The 16781-nt window shown below is 52.1% G+C and carries 13 protein-coding genes; all 13 read right to left on the reverse strand.

The genetic code is table 11. The features are described from left to right. Positions 1-13: 13 nt before the first annotated feature. The 13 genes from trxB to EJP77_RS16315 all read right to left on the reverse strand — a co-directional run bounded on the left by trxB (position 14) and on the right by EJP77_RS16315 (position 16640). Positions 14-955 (reverse strand): thioredoxin-disulfide reductase, encoded by a 942-nt coding sequence (gene trxB, locus EJP77_RS16260; protein ID WP_127200307.1) that lies wholly within the window; start codon positions 953-955, stop codon positions 14-16. A 179-nt stretch (positions 956-1134) separates the two neighbouring features. Next, positions 1135-3072, reverse strand: coding sequence for a heavy metal translocating P-type ATPase (locus tag EJP77_RS16265; protein WP_127200308.1), 1938 nt, complete (start codon positions 3070-3072; stop codon positions 1135-1137). A gap of 587 nt (positions 3073-3659) precedes the next feature. Continuing rightward, positions 3660-4586, reverse strand: a complete 927-nt coding sequence (locus EJP77_RS16270; RefSeq protein WP_127200309.1) for a fumarylacetoacetate hydrolase family protein — start codon at positions 4584-4586, stop codon at positions 3660-3662. 355 nt (positions 4587-4941) lie between these two features. Further along, a complete protein-coding gene (locus EJP77_RS16275; protein ID WP_127200310.1) occupies positions 4942-6234 on the reverse strand; it encodes a homocysteine synthase in 1293 nt (430 codons plus the stop codon). Between the two features lie 114 nt (positions 6235-6348). Continuing rightward, positions 6349-8403, reverse strand: a complete 2055-nt coding sequence (locus EJP77_RS21020; protein WP_127200311.1) for an ABC transporter ATP-binding protein — start codon at positions 8401-8403, stop codon at positions 6349-6351. A 73-nt stretch (positions 8404-8476) separates the two neighbouring features. Continuing rightward, positions 8477-9361 carry an ABC transporter permease gene (locus EJP77_RS16285; RefSeq protein ID WP_127200312.1) on the reverse strand — a complete coding sequence of 295 codons (885 nt, stop codon included), beginning with the start codon at positions 9359-9361 and terminating at the stop codon, positions 8477-8479. Beyond that, positions 9362-10303 carry an ABC transporter permease gene (locus EJP77_RS16290; RefSeq protein ID WP_127200313.1) on the reverse strand — a complete coding sequence of 314 codons (942 nt, stop codon included), beginning with the start codon at positions 10301-10303 and terminating at the stop codon, positions 9362-9364. It lies immediately after the preceding gene. Between the two features lie 20 nt (positions 10304-10323). Next, complete coding sequence (locus tag EJP77_RS16295) at positions 10324-11973, reverse strand: ABC transporter substrate-binding protein (RefSeq protein ID WP_342773030.1); 1650 nt, start codon at positions 11971-11973, stop codon at positions 10324-10326. Positions 11974-12042: 69 nt separating this feature from the next. Then, the gene (locus EJP77_RS16300) at positions 12043-12537 is read right to left on the reverse strand and encodes a DinB family protein (protein ID WP_127200315.1); all 495 of its coding nucleotides are present in this window, start codon (positions 12535-12537) and stop codon (positions 12043-12045) included. A 175-nt stretch (positions 12538-12712) separates the two neighbouring features. Continuing rightward, positions 12713-13777 (reverse strand): LLM class flavin-dependent oxidoreductase, encoded by a 1065-nt coding sequence (locus EJP77_RS16305; protein WP_127200316.1) that lies wholly within the window; start codon positions 13775-13777, stop codon positions 12713-12715. Positions 13778-13799: 22 nt separating this feature from the next. Further along, positions 13800-13967, reverse strand: coding sequence for a hypothetical protein (locus EJP77_RS20730; RefSeq protein WP_185897378.1), 168 nt, complete (start codon positions 13965-13967; stop codon positions 13800-13802). A 70-nt stretch (positions 13968-14037) separates the two neighbouring features. Continuing rightward, complete coding sequence (locus EJP77_RS16310) at positions 14038-15312, reverse strand: M20 metallopeptidase family protein (RefSeq protein WP_127200317.1); 1275 nt, start codon at positions 15310-15312, stop codon at positions 14038-14040. Then, positions 15312-16640, reverse strand: coding sequence for an LLM class flavin-dependent oxidoreductase (locus tag EJP77_RS16315; protein WP_127200318.1), 1329 nt, complete (start codon positions 16638-16640; stop codon positions 15312-15314). Before EJP77_RS16315 ends, EJP77_RS16310 begins: the two co-directional genes overlap by 1 nt. Positions 16641-16781: the final 141 nt, after the last annotated feature.

Consider the following 16781-nt stretch of genomic DNA (forward strand, 5'->3'; position numbering starts at 1 on the left):
ATCTAAACTTCTGTTACCGAACTGCAGCTTCATGCTCCAGACTCTCAATATATTTCTCCGCGTCCATCGCAGCCATACATCCGCTGCCAGCCGCAGTGATCGCTTGACGGTAACGGGTATCCTGAACATCACCACATGCGAATACGCCTTTGACATTCGTCTCGGAGGTTCCTGGATTTACAACGATATATCCATTCTCATCCGTTGTGATTTGGCCGCCAAGGAAGCCGGTATTCGGATGGTGCCCGATGGCTACGAACACGCCGCTCGCTTCGATAATCTCTTCTTCGCCAGTAACGTTATTAAGCACTTTCAGACCCGTGACTCCGCGTTCTCCGGCGATCACTTCAATCGGAGTGCGGTTCAGCGCCCATTCCACCTTCTCATTCGAGCGTACGCGGTCCTGCATGATCTTCGAGGCGCGCAGCTCTTCGCGGCGGTGAACCAATGTTACCTTAGAGGCAAATCGGGTAAGGAAGCCCGCTTCCTCAAGCGCCGAATCGCCGCCTCCAACGACAATAATCTCTTTACCGCGGAAGAAGAATCCATCACAGGTTGCACATGTGCTGACTCCACGTCCCACATTGTCCTGCTCTCCTGGAATACCCAGGTATTTCGCAGTAGCTCCTGTAGACAGAATCAGAGTTTCTGTGACCAGTTCTCCAAGGCCCTCTACCTGAAGCTTGAACGGACGGCTGCTTGTGTCCACACTGTTCACCCAGCCGGTACGGAATTCAGCGCCGAAGCGTTCGGCCTGCTTGCGCATGTTGTCCATAAGTTCAGGACCCATAATGCCTTCAGGGAATCCAGGGAAGTTCTCCACTTCTGTAGTTGTAGTAAGCTGTCCTCCCGGTTGAGGTCCTTCAATAATAAGCGGACTGAGATTCGCACGTGCCAAGTAGATCGCGGCAGTCAAGCCGGCAGGTCCAGTTCCAACAATAATAGATTTATACATAAGAATCGTCTCCTTCATATCGCTTCGGTCTAAGTACGCATTCAGCTAGGTTTGTATAGGAATTCGGAGTAATTATGAGCTGCTTACTTTATATCATAATTATCTTAAATCCCCTGTGGATCGTCAACATTCCTAGCGGACACGTTCAGTGAAGGTTAAATGAAGGTATGATGAAGATGCTATCTCAGCAGCCTAAGACCATTCAGAATCACTAGAATCGTACTTCCCTCATGACCGATAACCCCCAGCGGAAGTGGGATTCCTTGTATGAAGTTGCCTGCAATCAGAAGCAGAATCACACTAATCGCAAAAACAATATTCTGCTTCATAATCCTCCGTGCCCGGCGGGATAAGGTGATGGCCTCGGCAATCCGCTCCAGGTCATCATTCATCAGAACCACATCCGCCACCTCCAGGGCAGTGCCGCTTCCACTTGCCCCCATTGCTACGCCTACCGAAGCCGTCGCCAGGGCCGGGGCGTCATTGACCCCGTCACCGACCATGATAACATGGCCATACTTCTCACGCAGTGATTTAACATGCTCTACTTTGTCAGCAGGCAGCAGATCGCCGTAAATTTGGTCCACCCCGGCTTCGCGGCCAATGGCTTTGGCTGTTGTGTTGTGGTCGCCTGTAAGCATGGCTGACTGTACGCCCAGCTTGCGCAGCCGTGCAACAGCTTCTCTGGCCTGAGGACGAATATTGTCTCTTAGCGCCAGGAGGCCGACTGGAATCTCCCGGTGTACAATGACGGACACCGTCTTCCCTTCCGATTCCAGCTTAAGCACCTCTTCCCTGCACCACTTGGGCAGCTTCTCTTCTATGGCCGAGGGCTTGCCGATCTTCCAGACGTCGCCGCTGATCCGGGCTTCAATCCCCCAGCCAGCAACGCTCTTCATTTCTTCCGCAGGCAGCAAATCCATTCCTCTGATCCCGGCCTCCTTCACAATGGCCCGAGCCAGCGGATGATCGGATAAATTCTCAGCCGAGGCGCAGTGCTGCAGAACCTCATCCGGTTCATAACCCTCTTCTACGACTAAATCTGTCACTTCGGGATTCCCCATCGTCAGTGTCCCCGTTTTGTCGAAAGCCACAACGGAAGCATACCCCAAGTTCTCCAGATGAGCACCGCCCTTGAACAGCATCCCCTTGCGGGCTCCGTTCGAAATGGCGGACAGCATGGCCGGCATGATGGAAGAGACAAGCGCACACGGTGAGGCGACAACAAGGAAGACCATGGATTTGTAAAAGGTCATCTCCCACGACCAGCCCAGCAGCAGGGGTGCCAGTACAATCAAGCACACGGTAGCTCCCACGACAATTCGGGCGTATATCCCTTCGAACCGCTGGATGAACCTTTGCGTGTGGGGAACCTCACTCTGAGCTTCTTCAACGAGTGTAATAATCTTGGAGAACAAGGAGCCTTCAGATGGGCTGGTTACCTCGATATACAGAGCCCCCTCCCCGTTCAAGGTTCCTGCATAGACGCCTTCACCCGCTATCTTATCCACCGGAATGGATTCCCCGGTAATGGAAGCCTGGTTCACGGCAGAGCTTCCGCTCTCAATGACCCCATCTGCCGGGATGACTTCCCCGGGCTTAACAAGCAGCAGATCCCCGACTTGAAGCTCGGATACAGGCACCAGCCTCATCCCTCCTTCTTCAATACGAAGAGCGGTCTCCGGCTTCAAGGAGATTAAGGCGGAAATATCCTTGCGGCTTCGCTCGGAAGCGAACGACTCCAGAGCCCCGCTGAGAGCAAAGATAAAGATCAGCATGGCCCCCTCGTTCCAATACCCAATGGCGGCAGCACCCATAGCAGCGGCAATCATCAGCAGATTCACATCCAGATCACGATCTTTCACAAGTGTCTCAATGCCGTCTCTGGCCTTTCCCCAGCCGCCAACCGCGTAAGCTGTGATATAGACAATGATAGACAGCAGCGGCGCCCAATTATGCATCCCCCAGGCGATTAGCATTAGCGTTCCGCTTCCTAGCGCTTGAAGCATTTCCTTGTGGCGAAGCAGACTTAGCAGAGTCTGCCGTTTGTTGCGCCGTGGATTGGGCTGATTAGCCATCTTGTCCGCGGCGGGAATCGTTTTGTGAATAGCTTGCATATGAATCACGTTCCTTTCTGAATTAAGTTGATTCAAGGTATACACGTGGGGCAGCCGTGTGAAATGTTCCTCCGTTCTTCAAATCCAGTCACTTTGGCGAGCGCCTTGGTCTGGCAGCGTCTTTACACACTCTTGCTTGGAGTAAACCTTCAGTTCACCTCTTCTAATTGAGAATGAGAGCCGTTATTAATACCCCTAAAACAGCACATGCTGCTCCGGGAACCCCCGAAAGCAGCATGCTCATTGAGAATGATAATCATTTTTGTACTGATACAATATTGTTTCCTAGTTGCAACTTTGATTTTATAGTAATCCTTTCCTCTTAATTTGTAAAGGGCATGGATCACGGTCCAAATTGAGGTCAAGTCCCTTAACGATGGAGATAAATCCGAAATCTTTATCGTTCTCCAAAGGGAGGGGTATGTGCCTTAACACTGAGCAGGCTTAAAGTTAAGAATGCCCCGGAAGGATTCCCTGGAGCATTCTTTATTGATCTATTTTTTAAAAGGCGAACGCTTCGCTTCTCCAAAATCCTTCACACTCTTGACCATTGTCACTCTTAAGCTCAATTGATATAAGAATCCGTCTCAAAGGGCCTTGTTCTTAACCTCATCTACCATACGGTTACTCAGCGAGCCCAACTTCTCAATCTCGATGGTCACAAGGTCCCCATTCTTAAGATACACCTGCTGCTCCGGCGGATAACCCAGCACGACGCCCTCCGGCGTGCCGGTCAGAATAATGTCACCCGGCACCAGTGTCATATGCTGGGAGATGTAGCTGACGATTTCACTGACTCCAAAAATCATATCCGACGTGTTCGAGTTCTGGCGTACCTCCCCGTTCACCTTACATCTAATATCCAGGTTGTTCGGATCACCAACCTCATCAGCTGTAACGAGGTAAGGTCCAATCGGAGCAAACTTGTCACAGGATTTGCCCAGCAGCCACTGCTGGGTTCGCATCTGCAGATCACGCGCAGACAAGTCGTTGGCGGCACAATAGCCGAATACATAATCCAGAGCCTGTTCCTGTGGAACATATTTGGCTTCCCTACCGATCACAACGGCAAGTTCAGCCTCATAATCCACCTTGTCCGATACTTTGGGAAGAGGAATATCCTGACCATTGGCCGCTAATGCATTATTGAACTTATTGAATAGAATCGGGTATTCCGGAACCTGAGCATGAGTCTCTTCCGCATGCTTGCAGTAATTCAGTCCTACACAGATGATTTTGTTCGGGTTCGTCACACTTGGCGCCCACTCCAGCTCCTTCTCCAGAAGCCATAATGCGGAGTGGTCAGACTCACCCGCAGCCAGTTGTTCGATATATCCTTCCAGAACACGTACCGCTTCTTGACCGCCTTCAATCACTTCATGTATAGAGACTGGAATAGGCGCATCTGACCCTGCAGGAAATGTATCCAGTGCCTTCGCTACATCCAGCACTCCCCGCTCAGTCAGAACGCCTAGCCGTATATCGTTGTCTGTTTTGAAATTTAGCAGCTTCATTTAATTAGCCTCCTCAAGTGTAATGCCGGGCAAGATCTAACCACCGCTCACCGAAAAATAAAAGTGATGTTCGCTATGTACGATGACTGTAGCGCTTTCTCATGCAAATGACAAGCCGATAGCTCCGGCTACCGTCTATTATGCAGATATTTACTCCGAGGTTAATAAGCAGCTAAGTGTTATTAAGTCTTACTCTAGGTTATAAAGTTGTACCTTGGGGTTATTAAAACCTACTATGGGTTAATACATGCACTTTAGCGGCACTTTAAGGGCACTTTAAAAGTTAAAAAAACGCCGCTCTCCTATTCAGGGGCTGCGGCGTTTTGCGATTAATTATATGAGTCCAGTCTGTACCCTAAGCCTGGCTTGCCTTGATGGCCTGTTCCAGATCATACAGGATATCATCAATGGACTCCGTACCGATCGATAAGCGGATTAGGCCTGGCGTTACCCCTGCGCTAGCTTGCTCTTCTTCCGTAAGCTGCAGGTGAGTTGTACTTGCCGGATGAATAATCAAGGATTTGGAATCGCCGACATTAGCCAGGTGAGAGAACAGCTTCACACTGTGAATCAGCTTGCGTCCAGATTCAATGCCGCCCTTAATTCCAAAGGTGAGAATGGCCCCTTGACCTTTAGGCAGGTACTTCTTGGCGAGCTCATAAGATGCATGGCTTGGCAGACCTGCGTAGCTTACCCATTCTACATCTTCATGTGCTTCCAGATATTGTGCAACCTTGAGTGCGTTCTGGCTGTGACGCTCCACTCTTAGGTGAAGAGTCTCAAGTCCTTGCAGCAGCAGCCATGAGTTGAACGGAGATAATGAGGCTCCGAGATCGCGCTGGAGCTGCACACGAGCTTTGATAATATAAGCAAGAGGTCCAACCGCATCGGTATAGACAACCCCATTGTAGCTTGGATCCGGTTCAGTCAGACCCGGGAACTTGCCGCTTGCCTTCCAGTCGAACTTGCCGCTGTCTACAATGACGCCGCCGATGGTCGTTCCATGACCGCCAATGAACTTGGTGGCAGAATGGACAACAATGTCAGCTCCAAATTCAATCGGACGCAGCAGATAAGGGCTTGGGAACGTATTATCCACGATTAGCGGAAGGCCGTTCTCATGAGCGATCGCAGCAACCGCTTCGATATCCAGCACATCACCCTTCGGATTACCGAGGGTCTCTGCATATAGAGCCTTGGTCTTATCCGTAATTGCTGCCCGGAAATTCTCCGGATTGGAGGCATCCACGAAAGTAACCTTAATGCCAAGCTTCGCAAGCGTAGTTGAGAATAAGTTATAAGTTCCGCCGTAGAGTGTCGATGAAGATACAATCTCATCTCCTGCACCGGCAATGTTCAGAATGGAGAATGTGATCGCAGCCTGGCCAGAAGAAGTTGCAAGCGCCCCTACTCCGCCCTCCAGCTCGGCAATCCGCTTCTCAAACACATCATTCGTCGGATTCATGATACGGGAATAGATATTGCCGAATTCTTTTAGCCCGAACAGATTGGCTGCATGCTCGGTATCACGGAAACCGTAAGAGGTCGTTTGATAGATCGGAACCGCACGGGATTGCGTAGTTGGATCGATTTCTTGTCCACCGTGAATGGCCAAGGTTTCAAAGGCGAGTTTGCGTTCTTCTGACATGAATAAAATCCTCCTTTTCAAGTAACAAAAACCGTAGAATGAATTGTATTTTCCATATTCTCTCACACAATGTGTTATTTGAAAAGACTATTCCGACAAAAATAGTGTGTTTTTTTATAAAGGATAATGACATGCAACAGAATGCTCGCTCCCGATCATAGAGAGCTTCGGTGCCTGCTCCCGGCACAGGGCCGTTGCAGCCGGGCAGCGGGTGTGGAACCTGCACCCTTTGGGCGGGTTAGCAGGAGATGGAATTTCCCCTTGAATCGCTGAGAATTCCTTTTTCCTCGAGGGGTCCGGCCAAGGAATAGATGAGATTAATGCCGCCGTATAATGATGGGCTGGATGGAGGAACAGCTCTTCAGCAGGGGCAACCTCGACCAGATTACCGAGGTACATGACACCTATTCGAGAAGATACGTGTCTGACAATGTTCAGACCGTGCGCAATGAATACATAGGTCAGTCCCAGCCGGCTCTGCAGCTCCTGCATCAGATTCACAATCTGGGCCTGTACAGATACGTCCAAAGCGGAGACCGCTTCATCTGCAAGGATGAAGCTCGGATGAAGCGCGATAGCTCTGGCTATGCCAATCCGCTGGCGCTGTCCTCCGGAGAACTCATGCGGGTAGCGGCTGGCCCATGCCGGATTGAGGCCGACCCAGCCAAGCAGCTCCTCCACCCGGCTCTTACGCTCTGCGGCGCTTAGCTTCTGATGCACTTCCAGCGGCTCTGCAATGGTATCTCCAATCGTCCAGCGGGGATTAACCGACCCATAGGGGTCCTGGAAGATCATCTGCATTTCGCGTCTGAGCATCTTGCGGCGGGCGGGCTTCATCCCCGCAAGCTCTTCTCCCTGAAAAAATATCTGTCCGCCCGTAGCCTGCTCCAGCTGGATCAGGACACGGCCGAGCGTGGATTTGCCGCTGCCGGATTCGCCGACAAGGCCGAACGTCTCTCCTCTATGAATGGAGAACGTCACGTCATCCACGGCGTGGATGACGGCCTTCGTCAAGCCTAACGCGTTCTTGACGGGATAGTGCTTGGTAAGCCCAACCACATCGAACAGCAACTCTTGTTCAGTCTCCGGCAGCGCCGCCTTGGCTTCACCTGCTGACAGCGGTGGCTGAATACCTGAGCTTTGCGGTTCTGGGCTTAGCTTCTCTGATTGAGGAGACGGAAGCGACAGCTCTTCAAGCAGTTCGTCCGTATGCCAGCATGCAGCTTCATGACCGTCACTCCCCAGCAGAGGAGGAGCCTCCTCCCTGCACTTGGCCGTAGCGAGCGGGCAGCGCGGATGGAACCGGCAGCCTGACGGAAATTCCGTAACGTTCGGCGGGGCGCCTTCAATCGTGTACAGCGGAGCGCTGCGATCGCTGTCCATGGTCGTGATGGAGCGCAGCAGCCCTGCGGAATAAGGATGCCTTGGCTGTGCGAAGAGGCGATCGGCTGGAGCCTGCTCGACAATTCTGCCGGCATACATGACGATCATGCGGTCTGCGATCTCGGCTGCAATGCCAAGATCGTGGGTAATGAGCAGGATCGACATGCCAAGCTCGGTCTTAAGCTCACCCAGCAGGTTCAGAATCTGAGCCTGAATGGTGACATCGAGCGCTGTGGTCGGCTCATCTGCAATAAGCAGCTCGGGACCACAGGCAAGAGCCATCGCGATCATTGCACGCTGAAGCATGCCACCCGATAGCTCGTTTGGATACTGGTCCATCCGAAGCTTCGGTTCAGGCAGGCCCACTCGCTGCAGCAGATGCACAGCATGAGCCCGCGCTTCCCGAAGCGTTCGCCTGTCATGACGGCGAATCGTCTCCACCAGCTGGGCACCTATTGTGAATACAGGGTCAAATGCCGCCATGGGCTCCTGAAAGATCATGGATATTCTTTTGCCTCGAAGGGACCTAAGCAGACTGGCAGGAAGGGTTGTAAGCTCTTCACCATCCAGCTTGACGCTGCCTGATTTGATTCGGCCGCGTTCGAAATCAATCAACCGCATAATCGCCTTGGATGTGATCGTCTTCCCGCTGCCCGATTCTCCTACAAGGCAGACGGTCTCACCCCGGCCAATGTGAAAAGACACGTCCGATACCGGTTCAAGGAATTTCCCGGATTTCTCAAATTCCACCGACAAGCCCTGGGTGGCTAATAAGGGTTCTGTCATAGGCTGCCTCCTGCAATATTACGGAATGTTCTAATGGTGCATCATGTTTCCTGCCCGGCCCACTCATGTACACTTAATCGCCGCTTTTTCTCGGATCCAGGGTGTCACGGACTCTATCGCCGATTACATTCACAGATAGCACAAATAGCGCGATGGCTGCGCCAGGAAAGGTACATATCCACCAGGCTACCGTCAAATAACCTCTCCCCTGTGACAGAACGGTTCCCCAATCGGGAATCTCCTTGATCACCCCAAGCCCCAGAAAGCTAAGACCTGAGCTCGTCAATATGGAGCTCCCGATCCCCACTGTAGCCATAACCAGGAACGGAGACAGCGAGTTAGGGAGAACATGCTTCAGGAAGATACTCAGCTCTGAGCTCCCAATGGAACGTGAAGCCAGCACATAGGGCTTATTCTTCACCGTCAGGACCTGACTTCTCATCACTCTCGCATAATTAGGGATAACGCCCGCTGAGACTGCCAGTACAATATTGAACAGACTGGGCCCCACTGCAGCTGCGATGGCCAGCGCAAGCAGGATGCCCGGAATGGACATCAGGATTTCGATCAGCCTCATCACAATGACGTCCACCCATCCCCCGATATATCCAGATAGAGCGCCGATTACGCCCCCAAGTCCGCCTCCCACAAGAACCGAAGCGACTCCGATCAGCAGGGAATCCCGGGCACCATATACCACCAGACTAAAGACATCTCTTCCAAAGTAATCCGTTCCGAGCAAATGGACCGCCCCGGGAGGCTGCAGCAGCTGATTGGGATCCATAACCTCAGGTGAATAGGGGGCAATCCACTGGGGTGCTATCGCACACGCGGTCATAAATATGACGACCAGGCAAGCTGCATATAAGAAGACCGAGGATGCGCTAATGCGTCTTAATGACACACTCGCTTTCCAGGTTATTTTCCTAATTGGCTTAAGCGCCGTTGCTTCCTTCATCTACACTCCTCCCTTAAGCTGCGAGCGTCTAACCCGGGGATCGATGAATGAATACGAAATATCCACGATAAGATTGGTCAAGACATAGATCATGGCCGTGAAAAAGATAACTCCCTGCACAACCGGGATATCCTTGGACAGGATAGCATCCGCCAAGATCCTTCCGATTCCCTGCCTGGCGAAGACGGTCTCGGTCACCACAGTCCCGCTGAGCAGCTCCCCGACTGTAAGCCCAATCATGGTCAGGGCCGGAATCAGGGAGTTGCGCAGAGCATGACCATACATGACAGACCTCTCGGAAAGCCCTTTGGCCCGCAGCGTCAAAATATACGGCTCTCCAAGCACTTCAAGCATCGTATTACGCACCATCCGGACGATGAATCCTGCACCGATAAGCCCCAGGGTGAGTCCTGGGAGGACCAGTGTCTTCCAGCCGTCAGAGCCCATGGCGGGGAACCATCCAAGCTGGATGGAGAACAGCAGCAGCAGCAGGATTCCCGTCCAGAACGCAGGCATCGAGATTCCGAACAGCCCAATGAACCGGGCCGCGAAATCAATGACACCATTCCGGTGTATCGCAGAGAGAACACCTAGAAGAATCCCTACAACCAGCGACACGGACACACTGACAAGGGTCAGGGTCAGCGTAGCCGGAAGATGTTCCAATATCTTCGGAAGAACCAGATCCCCATTTACTCTGGAGACCCCGAAATCCCCCTGGAGCAGATGGATGAAATACCTGTAGAACTGAACATAGAACGGTTGGTCAAGCCCAAGGTGGCTCTTCAAGCTGGCGATGGCTTCCGGTGTAGATGCATTACCGTCAAGCATGATCAGCACCGGATCACCGGGCAGCAGATACATAATAATGAACACCAGCATTGATGAGCCAAGAACAACAAGCAAGGAGGAGAACAGACGGGTTGTGATGGCTCCAGTCATTGGATTCGCTCCCTGCCTGTCTATTTGCGAATCGTTACGTCGTAGAACTGCGGATAGCCCAGGAGATCAAACTTCAATCCTTCTACGCTGCTCGAATGGGCCACGGTATAAGGAAACACATAGATCGGTAGCGCGAGCGCATTCTTGATCACATACTGCTGAATCTGCGCATAGGCCGCTTTCCGCTTCTCCGGATCGGTCTCCTGATAGCCTTGATTCAGCAGCTTATCGATCCCAGGGTCATTCAGCTTCACGTAATTGTATCCGCCCTTGCCGTATACTCTATCCGAGCGGAACAGATTGCGCAGAATATCCGGATCAGCCTTAACCTGAGAATTGCCGACTAAATCATACTCGCCTTGGGTCAGCGGCGTAACAGTATCCTTGGTAATCGTCAGCTTGACATCCACCCCGACCTGCTTCAGCTGCTGCTGGACAATTGCGGCAATATCATTGCGCTTCTCCCGGTTGGGTGAAGATTCCAGGTACCGAAGCGTCAGCTTCTTGCCGTCCTTCTCACGGATACCATCTGCACCCTTCGTCCAGCCAAGCTCATCCAGCAGCTGGTTCGCTTTTGCTGCATCAGCCTTCACGCTATTCTCGAGTGACGCATCATAACCAAGGATACCAGGAGTCAGAACAGACCAAGCCCTTTGATAAGTACCCAGATACAGGGTCTTCACAATCGTATCCACATCCACAGCGGATCTCACAGCATCCCGCAGCTTGAGGTCGCTCCATGGCGCATTGCTTGTGTTGAAATATAGCGTGTACGGTGTACCATTGGTTATAGCCGTATCCAGCTTAATATTAGGATCGTTCTTCAAAGTCAGAATGTTCTGCGGGGGCACCGTCTCTGCGGCAAGTACCTGTCCGCTCTGGACACTGCCTATGCGGGTTGCCTCTTCAGGCACAATTTTGAAAGTCAGCTTATCCAGATGTGAAGCTCCCTTGTTGTCCGCAATCGGCGGTCCCCAGTTATACTCTGCATTCTTCTCAAGCACAATCTGGTCGTTCTCGGACCAGCTTACGAACTTGAACGGGCCAGTTCCCACAGGGTGCTTGCCGTATTGTTCACCATACTGCTGAAGTGCCTTAGGTGAGGATATCCCGAGAAATGCGGAGCTTAACCCGCTAAGCAGCGGCTCAAACGGTTCCGTGAGGTTCACTTTGATCGTATCCTCGCTAATGACCTCGGCGGATTTGAACGGACCAATCAGCGTGCGCGCCTGCCCGGTCAAGGTCTGGGTATGATCGAGGGTGGCCTTCACCGCTGCCGCGTTAAAAGGAGTCCCGTCATGGAACTTAACGTTGTGGCGAAGCTTGAAGGTATAGCTCTTGCCATCCGCCGACTTCGTCCAGCTCTCAGCCAGCCATGGCTTGAAGGTGCCGTCAGGCAGCTCGGATACCAGGCTGTCATAAATGTTGCGGAACACTCTGTGAGATACAGCGTAACCGCTCTTGCCTGGGTCCAGAGAGTCCGGTGAGGTGGCCAGCGCATAACTCAGCTCTCCACCTGATGAAGAACTGCTGCCGCTCCCTTCAGCCGCAGCTTTGGGCGTTCCGGTATCACCTGCTCCTTTACTTGAAGCGCACCCGGTAAGTACAAGTACAAATGCGGCAGATACTAAAACAAACTTCATCCAATTCGAAGCTCTTCTCTTATTCAATATGTTCTCCCCCTCTTGATAAATCTGAATGTGAACAGCAGCAGATCCTCAGTCTACTTCGCAGATCTGTTAGACCTGAGGAACCTCGTCCTGAGTAGACCTGGCTGCTAACGCCTCTTTGATCCGGTTAATCTGACCGAGATGATGATGCACATGTCTGATGAACCCGGATACGATCGCTTCGGCGGTTACCGTCTCCCCTTTGAAATTCACCCCGGTCTTCTTCCAGTCACTATCCGTCAAGCGTTCAAACAGCAAGCTGTTATACTGAAGCAACGCCTGATAAACACCCAAAATGTCTTCAATACGGCTCTCGTTCGCCTTCTGACCGTATACCCAGGCATCCTGATCGAAAGCAGGCAGCTGAGCTGTCGTGCCGGCAAGCACATCACGAATCCGGAAAGACACAACGAAGTTGTGATCGGCCAAATGGGCCAGCACTTCGGTAATGCTCCACGATTCGGGTGATGCTTTCCATTTCAGCTCTTCAGGGCTAAGGTCCGTGGTGGCTTGTTCTAACACTCGGTAAGTATCCAGATAGTCTGGAATATGGATAGTACTCATGGTAAGTTCCTCCTGAAATATAATATAATTTAATTTTATTTAACTCATAGATTTAGTCGGATTAATTAGAGCACTGGGTGCGCTGAGCTAAAAGATCACCTGTCAGCAAGAATGTGAAATGATTCCCGGTGGGTGAAGGTGTGAAATGATTCCGAATATCACTTAGCTGGCTCACTTAGTTCAAGCTTGGTTCCAGCACCGGCGAAGAATCCCATACCGTGCTCGGGATTTCCCGCTTCAGCACGGGAATAACTTCTGAAGCAAACCGTTCAACCTGCTCCTTCTGCTCAGCCTCGGTCAACCCGTCTACGCTGATGCTGAGCACTTGATGCCCGTAGGCCTCATGATATTTCAGAATTTTCTCTATAACTCGGTCTGCACTTCCGACCAGGGCGGGTCCATTCGCGATATTGTCCTCAAGGTCTTTGAAAGGAGACTGGTTATGTTTGGCGGAATCGGTGGATTGGAAGGAGTCATAATAAGGTCGATATCGCCGGATGGCTTCCTCATTTGTATTCGCAAGGTACAAGCTGCCTCCGCCAGCACCGACCACAGCAGCCTTGGGATCATGCCCATAGTAGGCCAGCCGCTCCCGATAATGGTCAATTAAGTCTTTGTACTTCGCCATGGGGTGAAAGGTATTGGAAGAAAAGATGGGCTCCCCGTACTTCGCTGCAAGCTCCGTAGATCTCGTGCTCGATGCGCTGCCATGCCATAGCGGAATTGTCTTCTGGTATGGTCTTGGCTGTGTGGTAACCTGATCCAGCGGCGTACGGTATCTTCCCTCCCAGCTGACATCCTCCTCTCTCCACAAGCGCCGCAGCAGCTCATACCGCTCGGCAAGCGAGTCCCACTGCTCCTCTTCGGTAATCCCGAACAGCGGATAGTGGCGCGGGTCATTCCCTTTGCCAATAATCATCTCGAGTCTTCCTCCTGAGAGATGATCTAGCGTTGCATAATCCTCGGCTACCCGAACAGGGTCAAGCACACTCAGAACGGTCACGGTACTGAGCAAACGGATCCGCGAGGTTCTTGTAGCTATGGCTGTCAGCACCAATGGCGGAGAAGAGGACAGAAAAGGAGCCCCGTGGCGCTCGCCAACTCCGTAGGCATCGAATCCCAGCTTTTCAGCAAGAACTGCCTGGTTCAGCACGTTCTGAAATTTCTGCTGTGCCGTCAGCGTTTCCCCGGTTACTGAATTGGGAATGTTCATCATCAGGCTGAACAGGGCAAACTTCATATGGTCTATTCCCCTTTAGATATCAATATTCGCTTCTTATAGGAACTCCAAATTCTGCTTTAAGTGCCACCTTTCTAAAATAATCAAAGCTTGGGTTAGTGTCTCTCCATGTCTCAGGCTGGGTACGGGTAAGCTCGTTCTTGTCATTGTCATAACCAAAGATCGGACGTGCTGACTTCCTTCTTCGCATGGTTGTAGACTCCCTTCCTTCACAAGATTGGCAATTCAATGCTTAAAAGCGCTAAAGAATCCATGTAGACTTAAGGATTCACATACCGCTCAAACGGCAGTGCTGCTGTAAACGCGACCTCCCGCTCTTCCTGTTCTTCCCCCAAAGCCTCAAACACGAACTGTACATGAAGCTTCGCACCCAGAGTAAGTATCGATTCATCCAGCTCGAACTTCGAGTGGTGTATCGGATAGATTGGGTGGCAGCCATCCCGCGATGATCCCAGAAAAGCGAATGTGCCCGGAACCTGTTCGGTATACAGCGCGAAATCTTCCCCGGCCAGGATCGGTCTAAGCTCCTGAACACCTGACTTCCCGAACACGACATGTCCGGCCTGTTCCGCCAGCTGGCGAACATGGCTATCGTTGCTCAGTAGCGTGCCGGTACGCTGAATCACCTCAGACGTACCTCCATGCTGCAGTGCGATCAGCTCCGCTGTTTTTTGAATCTTGTGTGTGATTCGATCCACTACATCCGGATGGAAGGCCCGGAATGAGCCTTTAATCTCACTATGATCTGCAATGGCATTCAAGACAGTACCTGCATTCAATGTTCCAAAAGACAGCACGGCAGGCTCCAGCGGATCCACCATGGTGGTCATAGCCAGCTTGATCTCATTAATGAATTGGGCAGCCATGAGTATGGCATCCGCCGCCAGGTGCGGCGAGCTGTGATGCCCGCTCACGCCATGGAAGCGGACCGTGAAATGCGAGGAAGCCGCCATGGCCTCCTTCTTGTGCAGCCCGAGCGTGCCCGCCGGCAGATCCGGCCAGACATGCATGGCGAAGCTCATGTCCACGCCCTCTAGGATGCCGGCCTCAATCATGTCCCGGCCGCCGCTGATCAGGCGGCCGTCAGACTCCAGCTGGCGCGTGCCCTCCTCGGCCGGCTGGAACACGAACTTCACCGTACCGTGGAGTTCGTTCCTGAACCGGCTGAGCGCTTTGGCTGCGCCCAGCAGCATGGCTGTGTGCGCATCATGCCCGCAGGCATGCATGATGCCCGCGTGACGGGAGCTGTATGCTGCTCCCGTCTCCTCCTGGATCGGCAGGGCGTCCATATCCGCCCTCAGCAGGACCATCCGGCCCTCCCCGCTTCCACGAAGGAGGCCGACAACCCCGCTGCCGAAGTGGCGGCCTACCTGCCGCTGCACTTCAAGACCATACTGCTCAAGCAGCTCGGCTACCATGTCCGCCGTTCGCGGAACATCGAACAGCACCTCCGGATGCTGATGAATATCCCGGCGAATCCAGGTAAGCTCCTCCTTCAGTGTATCGATATAGGCAAGAATAGGTGCCGAGTCCATCAGCTGTTCACTTTTTGCTTGGCATACCGGTTCTCAGGAATCGGAACCTCCAGATTTCCTCTTAGCGTATCGGCTTCGTAATCCAATCTGTAGAGGCCGCGTTCTTGCAGAATAGGAACGACTAGATCTACAAAATCGCTCAGTCCGCTTGGCAGCTCGGAATGAATAATGAACCCGTCAGCAGCACCCTCCTCATGCCAAGTCTGGATTTTATCTGCAACCTGCTCCGGTGTTCCGATAAATCCGGTTCTCGGAGTTGCGGCCTGCAGGGCAACCTGATGAAGTGTTAAATTCTGCTCTTTCGCCTTTTGCTTGATCTTGTCTGTTCCGCTGCGGAAGCTGTTGGAGCCGAAGTCTCCCAGGTCCGGGAACGGCTCATCCAGCGGATATTGCGAGAAGTCATGATGCTCGAAGAACCGGCCCAGATAATTAAGCGCATTCTCTATAGTCACAAGCCCCGCGAGCTCCTGATATTTGCGCTCTGCCTCTTCTTCCGTTCTGCCTACAATCGGCCCGATTCCCGGTAGAATGAGAATGTCTTCCGGAGACCGCCCGAACCGGACTGCACGCTCTTTGACATCCTTGTAGAACGCCTTGGCTTCCTCCAGGTTATCCTGTCCGGTGAATACGGCATCTGCTTCCTTGGCCGCCAGATTCTTCCCGTCTTCCGAAGACCCGGCTTGGAAGATTACCGGCTGTCCCTGCTTGGAGCGGGCAATGTTCAGCGGGCCCTTCACCGAGAAGAACTCTCCCTTGTGATTGAGCGTGTGCAGCTTCTCTGGATCGAAGAAGACGCCCGATTCTTTATCCCGAACGAACGCATCATCTTCCCATGAATCCCACAGCCCTCTGGATACCTGCAAATATTCTTCAGCGATTCTGTAACGCTGTGGATGGGAAGGATGCTCCGACTTGCTGAAATTCAGCGCTGAGCCCTCCAGTGGAGATGTGACCACATTCCACCCGGCCCGCCCGCCGCTGATATGGTCCAGTGAGGCAAACTGCCTGGAGACGGTGAACGGTTCACTATAGGAGGTAGACAGGGTCCCAACCAGACCGATCCTCGAGGTGACTGCAGCAAGTGCGGATAGAATGGTAATAGGTTCAAATCGGTTCAGGAAATGAGGAATCGATTTCTCGTTAATATATAGACCGTCAGCAATAAAGACCAAATCGAACTTACCTTCCTCTGCCTTTAGTGTCTGACGCTTATAGAACTCAAAATTTACACTGGCGTCTGTAATCGCCTCCGGGTGCCGCCAGGAGGATACTGAACCTCCTACCCCATGTACAAGTGCGCCGAATTTTATTTTTTTAGAACTGGCCATTAACTTCTCCTCCTTTTGAAAATATAATTTCTATAATTCCGATGAGTTAAATCGTATTTATGGCGATAACTATACCACCCAATTTTTAACTCCGTCAATCAGGCAGCTAATCAACTCTTTCTATTCGCTAATAGATAACTT

Origin of the sequence: Paenibacillus zeisoli, from assembly GCF_003994465.1 — a bacterium.
Classification (GTDB): Bacteria; Bacillota; Bacilli; order Paenibacillales; family Paenibacillaceae; genus Fontibacillus; species Fontibacillus zeisoli.

What these genes read in the sequence shown, in the direction of transcription:
- EJP77_RS20730 (WP_185897378.1), bottom strand. Translation starts at nt 13,967, where the DNA reads ATGCGAAGAAGGAAGTCAGCACGTCCGATCTTTGGTTATGACAATGAC.
- EJP77_RS16310 (WP_127200317.1), bottom strand. Translation starts at nt 15,312, where the DNA reads ATGGACTCGGCACCTATTCTTGCCTATATCGATACACTGAAGGAGGAG.
- EJP77_RS16285 (WP_127200312.1), bottom strand. Translation starts at nt 9,361, where the DNA reads ATGAAGGAAGCAACGGCGCTTAAGCCAATTAGGAAAATAACCTGGAAA.
- EJP77_RS16290 (WP_127200313.1), bottom strand. Translation starts at nt 10,303, where the DNA reads ATGACTGGAGCCATCACAACCCGTCTGTTCTCCTCCTTGCTTGTTGTT.
- trxB (WP_127200307.1), bottom strand. Translation starts at nt 955, where the DNA reads ATGTATAAATCTATTATTGTTGGAACTGGACCTGCCGGCTTGACTGCC.
- EJP77_RS16265 (WP_127200308.1), bottom strand. Translation starts at nt 3,072, where the DNA reads ATGCAAGCTATTCACAAAACGATTCCCGCCGCGGACAAGATGGCTAAT.
- EJP77_RS16300 (WP_127200315.1), bottom strand. Translation starts at nt 12,537, where the DNA reads ATGAGTACTATCCATATTCCAGACTATCTGGATACTTACCGAGTGTTA.
- EJP77_RS16305 (WP_127200316.1), bottom strand. Translation starts at nt 13,777, where the DNA reads ATGAAGTTTGCCCTGTTCAGCCTGATGATGAACATTCCCAATTCAGTA.
- EJP77_RS16270 (WP_127200309.1), bottom strand. Translation starts at nt 4,586, where the DNA reads ATGAAGCTGCTAAATTTCAAAACAGACAACGATATACGGCTAGGCGTT.
- EJP77_RS16315 (WP_127200318.1), bottom strand. Translation starts at nt 16,640, where the DNA reads ATGGCCAGTTCTAAAAAAATAAAATTCGGCGCACTTGTACATGGGGTA.
- EJP77_RS16275 (WP_127200310.1), bottom strand. Translation starts at nt 6,234, where the DNA reads ATGTCAGAAGAACGCAAACTCGCCTTTGAAACCTTGGCCATTCACGGT.
- EJP77_RS21020 (WP_127200311.1), bottom strand. Translation starts at nt 8,403, where the DNA reads ATGACAGAACCCTTATTAGCCACCCAGGGCTTGTCGGTGGAATTTGAG.